Genomic DNA, 16,827 nt, shown 5'->3' on the forward strand with positions numbered 1-16,827 from the left:
GTCAGTAGCCGATCAGGAAGGGGCTGAAGCCGGCGCGGCGGTAGTCGGTCTCCCGCATCAGCAGGTCGAGGCCCAGGCTGGCGACGTCATCCGCCACGCATTCCAGGGAGGGGTTGCGGTTCTGGTAGAGGATCTTCACCCAGCTGCGGCAGGCATCGCAGGTCTCGGCCTTGATGGAGGCGTCCTCCTCCCCCTCGGCCGATTTGTAGCCGATGCCCTTGGTCGAGCCGCAGGCCAGGCACTTGATGCGGACCTCGTTCCAATGCGTGCCGCAGAAGGCGCAGCCGACATAGCGCACATTCTCCGTGCCCAGCCGCCCCGAGACGATGGAGGCCACCGGCGGCCCGCCGCAGACGGGGCAGAGCCCGGTCTCGACGGGCACCAGCAGCGCCGGATCCAGCGAGGAGGCCAGGCGTGCGGCATGAACCTGCATCGCGGCCGAGAGGAAGAGGTGCGGCGACAGCGCCTCGAAGGGAATGGAGTCAGCAAGCACATTGCCGATCACCTCGTCGAGGATCTCGGCGGGTGCGCGGCGCAGCGCCTCCAGCCCCTCCGCGGCCTGCGCCGGCATGTCGAGCGTCGGGGCCTCATCGAGGAAGCGGGCGATGACCTCCCGCAGCTCCGCCGATTTCTCCAGCAGCTTGCGGTCGAGCGGCGGCATCTTTCCGGCCCGCGCGCGCTCCACCTGCTCGGGCGGGATCGGCGTGGCGGGCGGCAGGGCGGCGGCCAGCCGGGACTGCAGTGCCGACAGCGCCGAAAGGAATCGCAGATAGGGCGCGAGCTGGCTGCTTTCCGCCAGCTCCGCGAAGCGCTCGGCACGGCCGGAGAACAGGCCCGCCGGCTCGGGCAGGACGGCGAAGGGGGGCCTGACGATGCGCCCGATCATGGAGGGATCGGGCTGTAATCCTGAGAAACCGGACATGGAACCTCATGGGCCGAACCGGCCACCACGTGACAGCGAGCTACTTGGCCGGGTCGATCCTACGCCGTCCGACCAGCTGGCGCAGCCATTTCCGGTGGTGCCGCCAGGCCCATCCGCCCGTCACCGTGCCGCGCGTCATCGCGCTGAGCGTCCCTCGCGTCCAGAAGGCCGCATAGACGTGCAGGATGAAGATGCAGATGATCAGCACGGCCGCGATGGAGTGGACGAGCACCGCGACGCGGCGGACATCGATGGGCGTGGCCTCGCCGAAATACTGGTCCCAGATCAGGATGCCGCTGGCGATCAGCACCAGGATCAGCCCCGTCATTCCCCAGAAGATGAACTTCTGACCGGCATTGTACTTGCCGAGCTCGGGCAGCCTTTCCTCATGGCCGGCGACGACGTCGCCGATGCGCTTCACCCAGACGACGTCGGTGCGCTCGGGCAGGTTCGCGCGCCAGAGCTGGAAGAAGAAGATGAAGAAGCTGACGAAGAGCACCACCCCGATCCAGGGATGCAGCAGCCGCGTGTTCTGACCGCCGCCGAACAGCCCCGTCAGGAAGAACAGCGCCGGGGTGAAGAGCGCGAGGCCCGACAGCGCGAGCAGGATGAGGCTCGTCGCCGTGATCCAGTGGTTGAGCCGCTGCAGCGGCCCGTAGCGGTTCACGGTGACGGGAGGACCGGAATGGACGGCATCGCTGGGCTGGGCGCTGCCGTCGGGAATCGTGTTCTGGCTCATCCGGTTCTGGTTCATCCGGGCCGCTCCTCGGAATCGGGGGGCGGGACAGGCCGACCCTCGACCAGCTTCTCCGCATTCTCCTCATCCTCGCGGGAGACGCGGTTGGCGCGGCCGAAGATGCCGTGCATCAGGCTGCCGACCGCCGCGAAGCCCATGACGGCCAGGCCGACATACTTCGTCATGCCCTTCCAGGTCTCGACCAGCGGCGAGATGCGCGGGTTCTCCGGCAGGCCGGAATAGATGCCTGGCTGGTCGGCATGGTGCAGCACGTACATCACGTGCGTGCCACCCACGCCCGGCGGGTCATAGAGGCCGGCATTGGCGAAGCCGCGCGACTTGAGGTCGGTGATGCGCTCCTGCGCGTGGCGCGTCATGTCCTCCTTGGTGCCGAAGACGATGGCCTGGGTCGGGCAGGCCTTGGCGCAGGCCGGCCCCTGCCCGACGGCCACGCGGTCCGAGCAGAGGGTACACTTGTAGGCGCGGTGATCGGCCCGCGAGATGCGCGGGATGTTGAAGGGACAGCCCTTCACGCAGTAGCCGCAGCCGATGCAGTTGTCGTGGATGAAGTCCACGATGCCGTTGGTGTATTGAACGATGGCACCGGGCGCCGGGCAGGCCTTGAGGCAGCCCGGATCGGCGCAGTGCATGCAGCCGTCCTTGCGGATGAGCCATTCGAGATTGTTCGTCTCGGGGTTCACCCATTCCGAGAACCGCATGAGGGTGAACATGTCCTCGGTGAGGTCATGCGGGTTCTCGTAGACGCCCGTGTTCACGCCGATCGCCGGGTTGGTGTCGTTCCATTCGACGCAGGCCGACTGGCACGCCTTGCAGCCGATGCACTTCGAGACGTCGATCAGCTTCGCCACGGCCGTGAGCTGGCGCTGGGGCGCCGGCAGGCTCGAGGTCGCGGAACGGCGCAGCAGGTCCTGCGGCCCGAAATTCGCGGCCAGCGCCCGGACCGGCGGATTGCTCACCGCCGTCCGTGGCTGTTCGGCCATGGTCCCACTCATGACACGACTCCCGGCGGCGTTGTGGGTTCGATGTTGACGAGGAACGCCTTGAAGCCTGGCGTCTCGATATTCGCGTCACCCACGAAGGGCGACAGCGTATTGGCGTTGAAGCCCTTCCGCGCGGCGCCGGTGAAGCCCCAGTGGATCGGGATGCCGACCACATGGACCACGCGCCCGCCGTCGCAATGCAGCGGCTGGATGCGCCGCGTCACCACGGCCTTCGCCTTCACCGAGCCGCGCTTGGACCAGACGCGCACCCAGCCGCCCCCGGTGATGCCCCGCATGGCCGCGAGCTCATGCGAGATCTCGACGAAGAACTCCGGCTGCAGGGCCGCATTCACCCTGTTGTGCTTGGTCCAGTAGTGGAAGTGCTCCGTGAGGCGGTAGCTCGTCGCCGCGAAGGGGAATTCCTCCGAATTGCCGAAGCGCGCCACGTCGCTCTCGAAGATGCGCGCCACCGGGTTGCCGCGCATCCTGGGGTTCAGGACGTTCGGCACCGGGCTCTCGAAGGGCTCCATATGCGCGGGGAAAGGCCCGTCCCGCATCATGCCGCGCGTGAAGAGGCGCGAGCTGCCCTCCTGGTTCATGATGAAGGGCATGACCTGGTCGGGTCGCGCCGTCGGTGCGATGTCCGGCACGTCGTAGCCGGTCCATTGGGTCCCGTTCCACTCGAGCAGCTTGCGGGACGGATCCCAGGGCTTGCCCTGCAGGTCGGCCGAGGCGCGGTTGTAGAGCGTGCGCCGGTTGAGCGGCCAGGCGAAGGTCCAGTTGGGATAGACGCCCACCCCGTCCGGATCCTCGGTTCCGCGGCGTGCCATGTTGTTGCCCGCCTCGTTGAAGCAGCCGGAATAGATCCAGCAGCCGGACATGGTGGAGCCGTCGTCCCGCAGCTGGGAGAAGTTCACCACCTGCTTGCCGGCCTGGACCAGCACCTTCGACGGATCGGCCGGATCGGTGAGGTCGACGAGCGCGCGCCCGTTGATCTCCTTCGCCAGCTCCTCCGGCGTCGGCTGGTTGGGATCCTCGTATTGCCAGGAGAGGTTGAAGATCGGATCCGGGAAGGCGCCGCCCTCCTTGCGGTAGAGCTCCCTCATCCGCAGGAAGATCTGCGACATGATCCAGACGTCGTTGCGGGCCTCGCCGGGCGGCGTCGCCGCCGGCCAGAACCACTGCAGCCAGCGGCCGGAATTGGTCAGCGAGCCCTCATCCTCGGCGAAGCAGCTGGTGGGCAGCTGGATCACCTCGGTGCGAATGCTCGCCGGGTTCACGTCGTTGTACTCGCCGTGATTCTCCCAGAAGCGCGACGTCTCCGTCTCCAGCGGGTCCATGGTGACGAGGAATTTGAGCTTCGACAGCGCCGAGGTGGACTTGCCGCGATCCGGGAAAGCCATCAGCGGGTTGAAGCCCTGGCAGATATAGCCGTTCACCCGCCCCTGGTTCATCAGCTCGAACATCCGCAGGATGTCGTAGGACGGTACGTCGAGCTTCGAGAGGTAGTCGTAGCACCAGTCGTTCTCGGCCGTGGCGGCTTCGCCCCACATGGCCTTCTGGAAGCTCACCATGAACTTCGGATAGTTCTGCCAGTAGCTGGTCTGGCCCGGCCGCAGCGGCTTGAACTGCCGCGACTTCATGTAGGTCGCGTAGTCGGTCTCCGCCTCGGTCGGCATGTTCAGGTAGCCGGTGAGCAGGTGCGACATCAGGCCCATATCGGTCAGGCCCTGGATGTTCGAATGGCCGCGCAGCGCGTTCATGCCGCCGCCGCGCACGCCGATATTGCCCAGGATGAGCTGGAGCATCGCCATGGCGCGGATGTTCTGCGAGCCGTGCGAATGCTGCGTCCAGCCGAGCGCGTACATCGACGTCATGGTCTTCGTCGGCGTCGAGCATTCGGAGATCATCTGCGCGACGTGCAGGAACTTGTCCTGCGGCGTGCCGCAGATGCGCTGCACCATCTCGGGCGTGAAGACCGAGACGTGCTGCTTCAGCAGGTTCCAGACGCAGCGCGGGTGCTGCAGCGTCTCGTCCACGCGGGCGAAGCCGTCCTCGCCCATCTCGTAGTCCCAGCTCGTCCGGTCGTAGTCGCGCTTCTCCTCGTCATAGCCGGAGAAAAGGCCGTCGCTGTAGGAGAAGCCTTCCTTCACGATGAAGGAGGCGTTGGTGAAGGCCTTGGTGTACTCCCACTGCACGCGGTCGTTCTGGATGCAGTAGTTGATCACCCCCAGCAGGAAGGCGATGTCCGAGCCCTGGCGGATCGGCGCGTAGTAGTCCGCGACCGAGGCCGTGCGCGTGAAGCGCGGGTCCACGACGATCAGCTTCGCGCCGCGGTGGGCCTTCGCCTCCGTGACCCATTTGAAGCCGCAGGGATGCGCTTCCGCCGCATTGCCGCCCATGACGACAACGAGATCGGTGTTGCGAATGTCGGTCCAGGAGTTGGTCATCGCTCCACGGCCAAATGTCGGGCCCAAACTGGACACCGTGGGGCCGTGTCAGACGCGCGCCTGGTTATCGAATCCTACAATGCCGAGCGTCTTGGCGACCTTGAAGGTCGTCCAGGCCGTCTCGTTGGTGGTGGCCGAGGCCGCGAGCATGCCGGTGGTCGTCCAGCGGTTCACGGTGACGCCGGCCTGGTTGCGGGCGATGAAGTTCGCGTCGCGATCGTCCTTCATCAGGCGCGCGATCCGATCCAGCGCCTGGTCCCAGCTGATCCGCTCGAAGCGGTCCGAGCCGGGGCGGCGGAGCATCGGATAGCGGAGGCGCGTTTCCGACTTCACGAAGTCCTTCAGCGCCGCGCCCTTGGGGCAGAGCGTGCCGAGGTTCGTGGGGTGGTCCGCATCGCCTTCGACGTGCAGGAGCTCGGCATGCTCCCCCTTCCGGACGTCGCCGCGCGAATACAGGATCACGCCGCAGGCGACCGAGCAGTAGGTGCAGGTGTTTCGCGTCTCGGTGGTGTTCACCAACTTGAAGGGCCGGACATGGGCGGCGACCGCGGCCTCCGCCTCCCCGAAGCCCATCGCCGTCACCGAGGTGGCCGCGACACCCGCACCCGCCACCTTCAAGAGGCTGCGGCGCGAGAGTTCGACGTTCATTCTGACCCTCCCATCCAAGGAGTTAGGCCACGAGCAGACTGCGCGGCGCCGATCCAAGTCAAGGAGAAACACCCCATCGACCGGCACGTTGCCCGCGGCAGAAAATCACGAATCCGGAACGTTCCGGTGATGCGTCGCAATAGGGAATCATCCCACCCGCTGCAACGCAGCTCCATGCCGTCGCAGCCATTCCGTCGCGGCATGGCGATGCGACGTCAGCGTTTCGACCAGCGCCCAGAAGCGGTCAGAATGATTCATCTCGCGCAGATGCGCGACCTCATGCGCCACCACGTAGTCGAGCACCCATTCCGGCGCGAGGACGAGCCGCCAGGAGAAAGCCAGCGTGCGGTCGGGCGCGCAGCTGCCCCAGCGGGTGCGGGTGTCCTTGAGGCGGATGGCGCGCGGCGCGACGCCCAGGGCCTCGGCATGCGGCCGGGCGGCGATGCCGATCCGCCGCAGCGCCTCGGCGCGCAGGAAGTCCTTCACGCGCCGGGCGACGAAGGCCTGGTCGCCCGTCACCACCAGCGCCCCATCCTCCAGGAAGGCCGCGCCGCGCCGCGAGGGGTCGTGCCGGATCACGTGATCAGTGCCCCCGATGGGCACAACCGCGCCCGGCTCGAAAGGCCGCTCCGGTGCCAGGGAGCCAAGCCGTTGCATGATCCAGCCCGCATGCTCCGACAGCAGCTCAAGCCCATGCCGGCGGGCCGCGCGCTGGGGAAGCGTGATCACCACGGCGCCCTCCACGGGATCGATGCGCAGCGAGACCCGCCGGGCCCGGGTCGAGCGCCGCCACACCACCGGGCAGGGCTCGGGTGGCAGAAGAGGATCGCGCCTGAGCTCGATCGTCTCGGATTCGGGAAGCGGCATGCCGCAGAATGTCGGGAGCTGCGGCCCGGGTTCAACGGTTGACAGGCACGGGCGCCCCCCACCCACTGCAAAGGATGAGCGCCGCACGGATCCTGCCGAGTCTCCTCATCCTCGGCAGCATCTGGGGACTCAGCCCAGCCATCGCGAAGAAGGCCCTCGCGGCGGGCATGCCTGGCCTCGGCTTCGGCTTCTGGGCGGCCCTGGGATCGGCCCTGCTGCTGGCCACGGTCTGCCTGATCCGCCGCATCCCCATCCGGCTGGACCGCGCGCATCTGCGCTACTATGCGGGCGCCGGCCTTATGGGCTTCGCCCTCGCCAACCTCATCGCCTATACGGCACTGCCGCATATCCCGGCCGGCTTCTTCGCGCTGCTCATGCCGCTGGTGCCCATGCTGACCGTCACCGGCGCCTCGCTGCTGGGGCAGGAGCGGCTGAACCTCCGCAGCGTCGGCGGCACGGTGCTCGGCTTCGCGGGCGTGGCGCTGGCCATGGCGCCCGGCGCCGCCCTGCCCGATCCGTCGCTCATCGGCTGGGCGCTCTTCGCCGCCCTCTGCCCGGTCTGCTACGCCACCTCCAACCTGATCGGCGTGCAATGGGCGCCGCGCGGGACGCAGCCGCTGGGCGCCGCCGCGGGCGCGCTCTTCGCCGCCTCCCTCTTCCTCGGGGTGATGAGCCTCGCCTCCGGCCAGTTCCATGTGCCCGGGGAGGTTCCGCTCCGGACCGAGGCCCTTCTCCCGCTGCAGATGATGCTGACCGGGATGGCCTATCTTCTCTACTTCCGGCTGCTGGTGACCGCCGGCAGCGTGACCACGAGCCAGTCGGGCTACATCGTCACCATCATGGGCGTCGTCTGGGGCGTGGTTCTCTTCGAGGAGCGGATGGGCATCCTCACCCTCCCCGCCGCGGCGCTGGTCTTCTCCGGGCTCTGGCTGGTGACCAACCGCCGCTGATCGCGGTCATTCCCATCGGTGATTGGCTTCGGCCGGCGGCGCGGTGGCATGGTCCGGCCATGGACACGAACACCACCCCCTACACAGCCCCGACCGAGACGCGCATCGGCCACGTCCACCTCAAGGTGGCCGACATCCCCCGCGCCCTGGCCTTCTGGCACGGCGTACTGGGGCTGGAGGTGATGATCCAGGGGCCGAGCGTCGCCTTCCTCTCGGCGGGCGGCTACCACCACCACATCGCGCTCAACACCTGGGAAAGCCTGGGCGGCTCGCCGCCGCCGGCCGGCCATACGGGTCTGTACCATGTGGCGATCCTCTACCCGGACCGGGCGTCGCTGGCCGGTGTACTGCAGCGCGTCCTCGCAGCCGGCATCCAGCTGGAGGGCGCTTCGGACCATGGCGTGAGCGAGGCGCTCTACCTCCGCGACCCGGACGGCAACGGCGTCGAGCTCTACCGCGACCGCCCGCGCGAGGAATGGCCGAAGGACGATCAGGGCCGCATGACCATGTACACGCGGCGGCTGGACGTAAGCGCGCTGCTGGCCGAGGCCTGAGCTACTCGCGCGGCAGCCGGGGCAGGATGGCGCGGACGGCCGCGCGATCCTCGGCCCAGAAGCGCGCGAACTCGGCCGGGCCCATCAGCGCCTCGCCCTCGCCCATGCGCTGCATCGCCGCCTGCACGACGGGGCCGGCGACGGCCTCCCGCAGCAGGCGCTCGGTCGCCTGGACGGTTTCGGCCGAGGCGCCCGCCGGCAGGAAGATCCCCCGCCAGCCCAGGAAGACGAGCTCCGTCCCCGTCTCGCGGAAGGTCGGCGTCTCGGGCAGCGAGGGGTGCCGTGCCTCGGTGGTGATGGCGATGGGGCGGAAGATCGCCCCGCTGCCCTGGCTCAGAACCTGGGCCGGCGGCACGGGGATCAAGTCCACCTGCCCGGCCAGCACGGCGGCGGTCGCGGGGCCGGTGCCCTGGAAGGGCACGTGCAGCAGCTCGATGCCCGCGCTCGCGGCGAAGCGCTCGGCCACGACATGCGCGAAGCTCAGCGGGCCCGGCGTCGCATAGGTCAGGCGGCCCGGCGCCTCGCGCGCCGCGGCGATGACCTGCGGCAACGTGCGCAGCGGGCCGTCGGGGCGCGTCGCGAGCACGAAGGGCGAGGTCGCGATCCGCATCACCGGCACGAAGTCCTCGGCCTTGTAGGTCGTACGGCCGGCCTCGAGCAGGATGGACATGGGCGAGCCATCGGCCTGCAGCAGCGTCGTCCCGTCCGGCGCGGCGCGCGCCACGGCGAGGGAGCCCACGGCGCCCGAGGCCCCGGCCCGGTTCTCGACGATCGCCGCCCGGCCCATGGCCGTCATCTGCTCGGCGATGGCACGGGCAAGCAGGTCGGCGCTGCCGCCCGGCGGATAGGGAATGACGAGCCGGAGGGCGCGGGACTGTGCCCGCGCGGAAGAAGCCAGTGCCGGCGCAGCCAGCACCGGCAGGGCCCACAGGGCCCTGCGTGACAGCGACATTCCGGCTTCCTCCGCCAGCTTCGCGGGCGGTCAGCCCGCGAAGGGGTCCCGCAGCGCGATGGTGTCGTCGCGGTCGGGCGAGGTGCTCAGCATCATCACCGGCGCCTCGACCAGCTCCTCGATGCGGCGGACGTACTTCACGGCCTGGGCCGGCAGCTCGGCATAGCTGCGGGCGCCGCGGGTCGAATCCGACCAGCCTTCCATCACCTCGAAGATCGGCTCGGCCTTGGCCTGCGCCTTCATCGCGGCCGGCAGGTGCTTCAGCACCTTGCCGTCCACGCGATAGCCCACGCAGATCTTCAGCTCATCGAGGCCATCCAGCACGTCGAGCTTAGTGAGCACCAGGCCGTTCACGCCGCCGATCTTCACCGCCTGGCGCACCATCGCCGCGTCGAACCAGCCGCAGCGGCGCGGACGGCCCGTGACCGTGCCGAACTCATGGCCGCGCTCGCCGAGCCGCTTGCCCGTCTCGTCGAAGAGCTCGCTCGGGAAGGGGCCCGAGCCCACGCGCGTCGCATAGGCCTTGGCGATGCCGAGCACGAGGCCGATGGCGTCCGGCCCGATGCCCGCGCCCGCCGCCGCATTGCCGGCGACGGTGTTGCTGCTGGTCACATAGGGATAGGTGCCGTGGTCGACATCAAGCATGACCGCCTGCGCGCCCTCGAAGAGCACGCGCTTGCCCTCCTTCCGGGCCTCGTCCAGCCGCTCCCAGACGGGCTCGGCGAAGGGCAGCAGCTTGGGCGCCAGGGCCAGCAGCCCGTCCAGCAGCGCCTGCTTCTCGAATTCCGGCGAGCCGAGGCCGCGCAGCAGCGAGTTGTGGTGCAGCAGCAGCTCGTCGAGCTTGGCCGAGAGCGTCTCCGGCTCCGCCAGGTCGCAGAGGCGGATGGCGCGGCGGCCCACCTTGTCCTCATAGGCCGGGCCGATGCCGCGGCCGGTGGTGCCGATCTTGTCCTCGCCGCGCGCGGCCTCGCGCGCGCGGTCCAGCGCCGGGTGCAGCGGCAAGATCAGCGGCACGTTGTCGGCGATGCGCAGATTGTGCGGCCCGACATCGAGCCCCTGGCCGCGCACCTTCTCGATCTCGCCGAGCAGGGCGTCGGGATCCAGCACCACGCCATTGCCGATGATGCCGAGCTTCCCGCGCACCACGCCCGAAGGAAGCAGGCTCAGCTTGTAGGTCGTATCGCCGACCACCAGCGTATGGCCGGCGTTATGCCCGCCCTGGAAACGCACGACGATGTCGGCCCGGCTCGCAAGCCAGTCCACCACCTTGCCCTTGCCCTCGTCGCCCCACTGGGCGCCGATCACGGCGACATTGGCCATCAGCCGGTACCTTTCTGAATCGGGACGGCGCGATGGCCATCCCATAGATATGTGCAGCGCAGGGCGCTGGCCTGATCGGCGGCCGAAAGGGCGGCCACCGTCGCGAAGCCCTCGTCGCGCAACGCCGCGCCAGCGGCGGCGGTGGTGCCGAGGGGCAGGAAGCAGCGCGGGCGGGACGGCGCGGGAGGCGCCGCCCGAAGCACGGCGTCCGGGTAGAGGGTCATGCCCGTGGCCGGCTCGTCGTTGACCGACAGGTAGCGGCCCCCGCGCGCGAGCTCGCCCGTGCGGCCCGGACCGAAGATCGTGAAGGCCACGCCCACATGATACTGGAAGCCGCGGAACTCCACCGGATCCAGCGTGACGCGCAGGTCCGGCGCGCGGGCGGCGATGGCACCGATCACGCTGGCGGCGTTCTCGGCGATGGCGCGCGCGGCCTCGGGCAGGTCGGCGGCGCGCAGCACCTCGATCGCCTGGGCCGCCGGCCCGGCGGCGGCCAGCAGGCGGGGCAGCAGCGCCGCGATCGGCCCCGCGCCTTCCGCCAGTGCCGTCACCGCGGCCGCATCCTTGCGGTCCAGCGCGTGGATCAGGCGATCGGTCAGCGCGGCGCCGATTCCGGCGGCGGCCAGCAGGGCATGGGCCATGCGCGGCAGGGTCACGTCCAGCGTGATGCCGGTGACGCCGACCCGCGCCAGCGCCTCGGCCGCGACCAGCGCGACCTCGGCATCGGCCTCGGGCGCGGCGCCGCCGATCAGCTCGATCCCGGCCTGGGGAAGCTGGCGGGCGGGCGCCAGCTCGGACCCACGGACCCGCAGCACCTGGCCGGAGTAGCAGAGCCTGAGCGGACGTGCCTGGAGGCCGAGGCGCGTCGCGGCGATGCGGGCCACCTGCGGCGTCGTGTCGGCGCGCAGGCCCATCATCCGCTGGCTGACCGGGTCCATGAGGCGGAAAGTCTGCTCCGAGACCGCGGCGCCGGACCCGGCGAGCAGCCCCTCCTCGAATTCCAGGAGAGGGGGCTTCACCCGCTCGTAGCCGTAGCGGCAGAAGCCCTCCATCAGCGCTTCGACGAGCGCAGCCTCCTGCTCCGCCTCAGGCGGCAGCAGATCCATGAGCCCAGCCGGTAGAAGGCCGGGCGGCGAAAGCGGGTTGGCGGCGTCATTCATCCCGTACGGGTGTGTGGCAGCGAGAAGGCTGACGGGCAAGATGCGGTATGCCAGAATAACGTCATGAAGCGCCGCGCCCTCCTTGCCCTCTCCCTCCCTGCGGCCCTTCTGGGCGCCGGCTGCGCGGAGGATCCCTCGCAGAGCTACCTCTGGGGCGTCGGCGATCCGATACGGGGAACGGCGCTGAACGCGACCCGCATGCTGGGCGACACCTCGCGCTGGGACGGCGATCCTGCGGGGGCAGCCATCGCCGCCGCGCAACTCGAATTCCTGGCCCGCAGCTTCCGCGAGGACCCGATCTGGTCCGTCCGGGCCAGCACGGCCACGGTGCAGGAGCTCCAGCAGGCCGTGCTGCAGATGCGCGAGGCGCTGGGAATCAGCCCGACGGCCCCCAATGCCGTCATCGAGCAGCTGCTGCGCCAGGCCGGGGAAGCGCTGCGGGCGGGCAGCCAGGCCCGCGCCCTGGCCGCGCTTTCGGGACCCAACTTCATCGTCCCGCCGCAGGAAGTGCTGCGGCGGCTGGGCAGCCTGCCGCGGCTCAACCGTGTCTCCGCCGCCGCCGGCATGGCCGGGAACGACGCCTTCCGCCGTCCCCGCTGAGGCCGGGCTTCAGCCGAAGGGGTCGGGCGTGCCTTCGGGCAGCGGCACGCGGGCCACGTTCAGGGTAAGGCCCACGGCGACGTAATAGCCGCAGATGCCCAGCAGCTCGGCCACGCCCTTCTCGCCGAATCGCGCCTTCGCCGCCTCGAAGGCCGCGTCGCTCACATCCTTGTCGCGATGGAGCTCGCTGCAGAAGCGATAGACGGTGGCCTCGTCCTCGGCCATTCCCTCAGGCGGGCGGCCGAGGCGCACGGCCTCGGCGATCGCGGGCTTCAGCCCGCCCGCGAGCGCCAGCGGCAGATGCGCGAACCATTCGTACCGCGCCTCATAGGCCTTGGCCGTGATGATGATCGCGAGCTCGGAGAGGCGAGCGGGGAAGCTGCTGTCCCAGCGCATGAAGCGGCCGACATTCTGCAACCGCTCGGCCATGTCGGGGCTGTGCAGCCAGGCCGGGAAAGGCCCGCGCACGCCCGAGCGCGCCCCGGAGGCGATGCTTTCCGCGACCTCGCGCTGGCGCGGGTCCATGGTCTCGGGGGTGAGCGTAGTGAAGCGGGTCATGGACGTTTCCTGCGGCTTGTTGCGGCGACGATCCGCCCTTCGGTGCTCCCACCTCGGACGACCGTCGCCGGATTGCCGCGAGGATGCCGCGCGGCCGCGGAATCGCCAATGGCGCTAGGCGGCGACGCCCACGCGCCGGTAGTCGCGCGCAAAGTAGAGCAGCGCCGCGTCCACGCCCTCGCCCAGCCGGATGGCCTCGATCTCGGCGAAGACGACGAGGTGCGTGCCCTTCTCCACCATGTCGGTGATGCGGCCGTCGAAGGCGACCATCGCGCCCTCGAGCGCCGGTGCCCCGGTGGCCAGCGTGCTCCAGCCGCCGCTGCCGAAGCGGGCCTCGCCTTCCACGCCCGTGAAGCCCGCGAAGATGCCCGAAAGCTCCTGCTGCTCGGCCGAGAGCGTGTTCACGCAGAGCACGCCGTTCCGCCGGAAGACCTCGGCCGAGGAGACGCCCTTGTTCATGCAGACCAGCAGGGTCGGCGGGCTGTCGGTCACGCTACACATCGCGCTGGCCGTGAAGCCGGCCCGCCCGGCAGGGCCGTCGGTCGTGATGATGTTCACCGCGGCGCACAGCCTCGCCATGGCATCCCGGAATTCCTTACGCTCGACGGGCATTACCGATCCTCACTGCATCTGCTCAATCTGATCCACGACACCATGGCCGAAAATCGCGCCTGTGTATCCTCACCGCCGCCCGCAGGCCGCGGCCCTTCTTCGGATCGGGATGTGGTGGTTCCACAGGGCGGATGCAGCGAGCATGGTGCGTCGGCGCATCCTCCGTTAGATGGCTTTCATCGGCAACAATGCCAAGGGAGTTCAAGATCATGGCCCAGATTCAGATCCCCGCCGCCGACGGCTCCGGCAGCTTCGACTGCCTCGTCGTCGAGCCGAAGGCCCCGCAGGACGGCGCGGCGCCGGCCGCGCGCGGCGTGGTCGTGCTCCTGCAGGAGATCTTCGGCGTGAACAGCGCCATGCACGCCCTGTCCGAATGGGTGGCCGATATGGGCTTCATCGCCCTCACGCCCGACCTCTTCTGGCGGCAGCAGCGCAACGTGGTGCTGGAGCCCGACCAGGGCCAGGACCAGTGGGAGCAGGCCTTCAAGTTCATGAACGGCATGGACCAGGAGAAGGCCGTGGCCGACATCGCCGCCACCATCGCCCATGGCCGCGCGATCGCCGGCGCGAACGGCAAAGTGGGCACCATGGGCTTCTGCCTGGGCGGCCGCCTCGCCTTCAAGGCCGCGACCGGCACCGATGCGGACTGCAACGTCAGCTACTACGGCGTGGGCCTCGACGGGCTGGTGGCGGAGAAGCCGGCCTTCCGCGGCCCGCTGCTCATGCACATCGCCGAGAAGGACAAGTTCGTCCCCGCCGAGGCGCAGGCCAAGATCCTCGAAGGCGTGAAGGCCAATCCCAAGGTCAGAGCGCATGTCTATCCCGGCGTCGACCACGCCTTCGCGCGCATGGGCGGCCATTCCTGGGACGGCCGCGCGGCGACCATCGCCAATGGCCGCACGGCGGAATTCCTCGTGAAATACGTCGGCTAAGGTCACACTTCGTCGCAGCGGGCGGCGCGGCGTCATGGCATGATCGCGCCATGACGCCGCTCGCCGCCCATGCCGCGATCCGCTTCGGCCTCGGCAACCGGCCGGAGGCGCAGCTTCCGGCCGATCCGCGGGCCTGGCTCACCGGGCAGATCAGCCCCCTGCCCGAGGCGCCCGGCCCCAGCCTCGCCGAGGCCTTCGCCGCCCAGCGGCAACGCCAGCGCGACCCGACGAGCCAGGCCGTCAGCGACCTGTTCCGCACGGAAGCCCTCGCCTGGTCCACGCGGATGATCACGACCACGGCCCCCTTCGCCGAGCGCTGGGCGAATTTCTGGACCAACCACCTCACCACCAGCCGCCGCGCCGGCCAGGCCACCGTCATGCTGGGCCACTACCAGCGGCTGGCGATCCGCGCCCATGCCTTCGGCCGGTTCGAGGACATGCTCCTCGCCGCCTATCGGCACCCGGCCATGCTCTTCTACCTGGACCAGTCCGGCTCCATCGGCCCCTCCAGCCCCGCGGGGCAGCGCGCCCGCCGCGGCCTCAACGAGAACCTCGCCCGGGAGTGCATGGAGCTGCACACCGTGACGCCCGCCGCCGGCTACAGCCAGGAGGATGTGACGACCCTGGCGCGTCTCCTGACCGGCTGGTCCGTCGGCCGGGGCGCGCCGGCCAACGAGCCGGAAGGCTTCCTCTTCCGGGCCCGCGCCCATGAGCCGGGCGACAAGATCCTGCTGGGCCGCACCTTCCCCGAGGGCGAGGAGGGGGGCGCCGAGGCGCTGCGCTTCCTGGCCGGCCATCCCGCCACGCATCATGCGCTGGCGCTGAAGCTCGCCCGGCATTTCGTGGCCGATGCACCGCCGGCGCCGGCGGTCGCGCGCATCGAGGCCGCGCTGCGCGACAGCGGGGGAGACCTCGCCGCCGCCGCTCGGGCGGTGGTCGCCGCGCCGGAGGCCCGTGCGCCGCTGCGCAAGCTCCGCAGCGGGCAGGACTATGCCATCGCGGTGCTGCGCGCGCTCGGCCTCGGCGATGAGGGCGCGCCCATGCTCCTCGGCACCCTGGCCCGGCTGAACCAGCCGCTCTGGACCGCGCCCGCGCCGATCGGCTGGTCCGACGAGGCGAGCGAATGGGCCGCGCCCGAGCAGCTCATGCGCCGCCTGGACTGGGCAAGCGAGATCGCGGGCCGCACGGCCGCCGCCGGCGTGATCGAGCCCGAGCCGCTGGGCGAGGTCCTGCTCGGCCCCCTCGCCCGTGCCGAGACCATGGCCGCCGCCCGCCGCGCCGGATCGGTGCGGGAGGGCCTGCTGCTGCTGCTGGCTTCCCCGGAGGCGCAACGCCGATGAGCCCCAACCTGCGACGACGCAGCTTCCTCCTCGGCCTCGGCGGCGCGCTGGCGCTGGGTGGCAGCCGGATGGCCCTCGCCGCCGGCCCGCCGGGCGAGAAGCGCCTCGTGGTCGTGCTGCTGCGCGGCGCCATGGACGGGCTTTCGGCCGTGCCGGCCTATGGCGATCCCGCTTTCGCTGCGCTTCGCGGCCCCCTGGCCCTGCCGGAGCCCGGCCAGGAGGGCGGCGTGCTCGACCTCGGCGGGCGCTTCGGGATGCATCCTTCGCTGGCCAGGCTGCACGCCCTCTATGCCGCCAACCAGGCGCTGGTGCTGCACGCCATCGCCGGCCCCTGGCGCAGCCGCAGCCATTTCGAGGCGCAGGACCTGCTGGAAAGCGGCGCCACGCAACGCCTGCCCGATGGCTGGCTCAACCGCGCGCTCAGCGCGATGCCGCCCGAGCCGCCGGGTGCCGCGCGACGCGGCCTCGCGGCCGGGCTCGACGTGCCGCTGCTGCTGCGCGGCCCGGTGCGGGTCGGCAGCTTCGCGGCGCGGGCGCGCAACCGGCCCGACACCGAGACGCTGGCGCTGCTCGCGCGCTGGCACGCGGCCGACCCGCAGCTCGGCCCCGCCTTCGCGGAGGGGCTGCGGGCCCGCGGCTTCTCGGCCGAGGCGCTGGCCGGGCAGGCGCCGCCGCCGCGCGGCGTCAACGGCTTCCTCGTGCTGGCGGAATCCGTGGGGCGCCTGCTCGCCGATCCGCGCGGGCCGCGCGTGGCGGCCATGGAGCTCGACGGCTGGGACACCCATGCGGCGCAGGCCCAGCGCCTGGGCAATACGCTGCGCGTGCTGGACGAAGGGCTGGACGCGCTGCGCGCCGGCCTCGGCCCCGCCTGGTCGCAGACGGCGGTGCTGGTGATGACCGAGTTCGGCCGCACCGCGCGCATCAACGGCACGCAGGGCACCGATCACGGCACCGCGGGCGCCGCCTTCGTGCTGGGCGGCGCGGTGCGCGGCGGCCGCGTGCTGACGGACTGGCCCGGCCTCGGCCCCGGCCGGCTCTTCGAGAACCGGGATCTGGCGGCGACGATGGATCTGCGCCGCGTCGCCAAAGGCCTTCTGGCGGATCACCTCGGGCTGGGGGCTGGCGCTCTCGCCCGCGCCTTCCCCGAGAGCGGCGACGCGCCGCCACTCCCGGACCTCGTCGACCGGTCGGCCTGACGCGGCGCGACCGACGCGACAAAGCGTCT

General features: G+C 70.5%; 16 protein-coding genes. 6 read left to right on the forward strand and 10 right to left on the reverse strand.

Annotated elements, in window-relative coordinates; genetic code table 11:
• Nucleotide 1: 1 nt before the first annotated feature.
• The 5 genes from fdhE to KHU32_RS18875 form a co-directional block, all read right to left on the reverse strand.
• Complete coding sequence (gene fdhE / locus KHU32_RS18855) at nt 2–922, reverse strand: formate dehydrogenase accessory protein FdhE (protein WP_213671717.1); 921 nt, start codon at nt 920–922, stop codon at nt 2–4.
• A gap of 40 nt (nt 923–962) precedes the next feature.
• Nucleotides 963–1,676 (reverse strand): formate dehydrogenase subunit gamma, encoded by a 714-nt coding sequence (locus tag KHU32_RS18860; protein ID WP_249681397.1) that lies wholly within the window; start codon nt 1,674–1,676, stop codon nt 963–965.
• Entirely contained in the window at nt 1,673–2,659 is a 987-nt protein-coding gene (gene fdxH / locus KHU32_RS18865; protein WP_213671718.1) for a formate dehydrogenase subunit beta, read from the reverse strand. The genes KHU32_RS18860 and fdxH overlap by 4 nt, the downstream gene beginning before the upstream one ends.
• An 8-nt stretch (nt 2,660–2,667) precedes the next feature.
• Complete coding sequence (fdnG, locus tag KHU32_RS18870; RefSeq protein WP_213671719.1) at nt 2,668–5,757, reverse strand: formate dehydrogenase-N subunit alpha; 3,090 nt, start codon at nt 5,755–5,757, stop codon at nt 2,668–2,670.
• A 147-nt stretch (nt 5,758–5,904) separates the two neighbouring features.
• Complete coding sequence (locus KHU32_RS18875; protein WP_213671720.1) at nt 5,905–6,624, reverse strand: M48 family metallopeptidase; 720 nt, start codon at nt 6,622–6,624, stop codon at nt 5,905–5,907.
• A 74-nt stretch (nt 6,625–6,698) separates the two neighbouring features.
• Here KHU32_RS18875 and KHU32_RS18880 point away from each other — a divergent pair, with 74 nt between their 5' ends.
• Both KHU32_RS18880 and KHU32_RS18885 read left to right on the forward strand, forming a co-directional pair.
• Complete coding sequence (locus tag KHU32_RS18880) at nt 6,699–7,574, forward strand: DMT family transporter (protein ID WP_213671721.1); 876 nt, start codon at nt 6,699–6,701, stop codon at nt 7,572–7,574.
• 59 nt (nt 7,575–7,633) lie between these two features.
• The gene (locus KHU32_RS18885) at nt 7,634–8,128 is read left to right on the forward strand and encodes a VOC family protein (protein WP_213671722.1); all 495 of its coding nucleotides are present in this window, start codon (nt 7,634–7,636) and stop codon (nt 8,126–8,128) included.
• 1 nt (nt 8,129) lies between these two features.
• Here KHU32_RS18885 and KHU32_RS18890 read toward each other — a convergent pair whose 3' ends face one another.
• Genes KHU32_RS18890 through KHU32_RS18900 form a run of 3 tightly spaced genes read right to left on the reverse strand, consistent with a single transcriptional unit; the run spans nt 8,130 to nt 11,506 of the window.
• Nucleotides 8,130–9,080, reverse strand: a complete 951-nt coding sequence (locus tag KHU32_RS18890; RefSeq protein WP_213671723.1) for a tripartite tricarboxylate transporter substrate binding protein — start codon at nt 9,078–9,080, stop codon at nt 8,130–8,132.
• 30 nt (nt 9,081–9,110) lie between these two features.
• Nucleotides 9,111–10,400, reverse strand: a complete 1,290-nt coding sequence (locus KHU32_RS18895; protein WP_213671724.1) for an adenylosuccinate synthase — start codon at nt 10,398–10,400, stop codon at nt 9,111–9,113.
• Nucleotides 10,400–11,506: an ATP phosphoribosyltransferase regulatory subunit gene (locus tag KHU32_RS18900; RefSeq protein WP_249681398.1), complete on the reverse strand. Its 1,107-nt coding sequence runs from the start codon at nt 11,504–11,506 to the stop codon at nt 10,400–10,402. Before KHU32_RS18900 ends, KHU32_RS18895 begins: the two co-directional genes overlap by 1 nt.
• Before the next feature lie 117 nt (nt 11,507–11,623).
• Between KHU32_RS18900 and KHU32_RS18905 the strand changes: the two genes are divergently transcribed.
• Entirely contained in the window at nt 11,624–12,160 is a 537-nt protein-coding gene (locus KHU32_RS18905; RefSeq protein WP_213671726.1) for a hypothetical protein, read from the forward strand.
• Nucleotides 12,161–12,169: 9 nt separating this feature from the next.
• On the opposite strand, the gene KHU32_RS18910 is transcribed toward KHU32_RS18905, so the two are convergent.
• Nucleotides 12,170–12,718: a carboxymuconolactone decarboxylase family protein gene (locus KHU32_RS18910; protein WP_213671727.1), complete on the reverse strand. Its 549-nt coding sequence runs from the start codon at nt 12,716–12,718 to the stop codon at nt 12,170–12,172.
• 114 nt (nt 12,719–12,832) lie between these two features.
• A complete protein-coding gene (locus tag KHU32_RS18915) occupies nt 12,833–13,330 on the reverse strand; it encodes a flavin reductase (protein ID WP_213671728.1) in 498 nt (165 codons plus the stop codon).
• A 209-nt stretch (nt 13,331–13,539) separates the two neighbouring features.
• On the opposite strand from KHU32_RS18915, the gene KHU32_RS18920 reads away from it, so the two are divergent.
• From KHU32_RS18920 to KHU32_RS18930, 3 genes are read left to right on the forward strand one after another with little or no spacing between them, the layout of a single operon-like run.
• Entirely contained in the window at nt 13,540–14,262 is a 723-nt protein-coding gene (locus KHU32_RS18920; protein ID WP_213671729.1) for a dienelactone hydrolase family protein, read from the forward strand.
• A 50-nt stretch (nt 14,263–14,312) separates the two neighbouring features.
• Nucleotides 14,313–15,602 carry a DUF1800 domain-containing protein gene (locus KHU32_RS18925; protein ID WP_213671730.1) on the forward strand — a complete coding sequence of 430 codons (1,290 nt, stop codon included), beginning with the start codon at nt 14,313–14,315 and terminating at the stop codon, nt 15,600–15,602.
• Nucleotides 15,599–16,798 carry a DUF1501 domain-containing protein gene (locus KHU32_RS18930; protein ID WP_213671731.1) on the forward strand — a complete coding sequence of 400 codons (1,200 nt, stop codon included), beginning with the start codon at nt 15,599–15,601 and terminating at the stop codon, nt 16,796–16,798. The genes KHU32_RS18925 and KHU32_RS18930 overlap by 4 nt, the downstream gene beginning before the upstream one ends.
• Nucleotides 16,799–16,827 lie beyond the last annotated feature (29 nt).

The sequence above is a fragment of the Roseococcus pinisoli genome (assembly GCF_018413645.1).
Taxonomy (GTDB): domain Bacteria; phylum Pseudomonadota; class Alphaproteobacteria; order Acetobacterales; family Acetobacteraceae; genus Roseococcus; species Roseococcus pinisoli.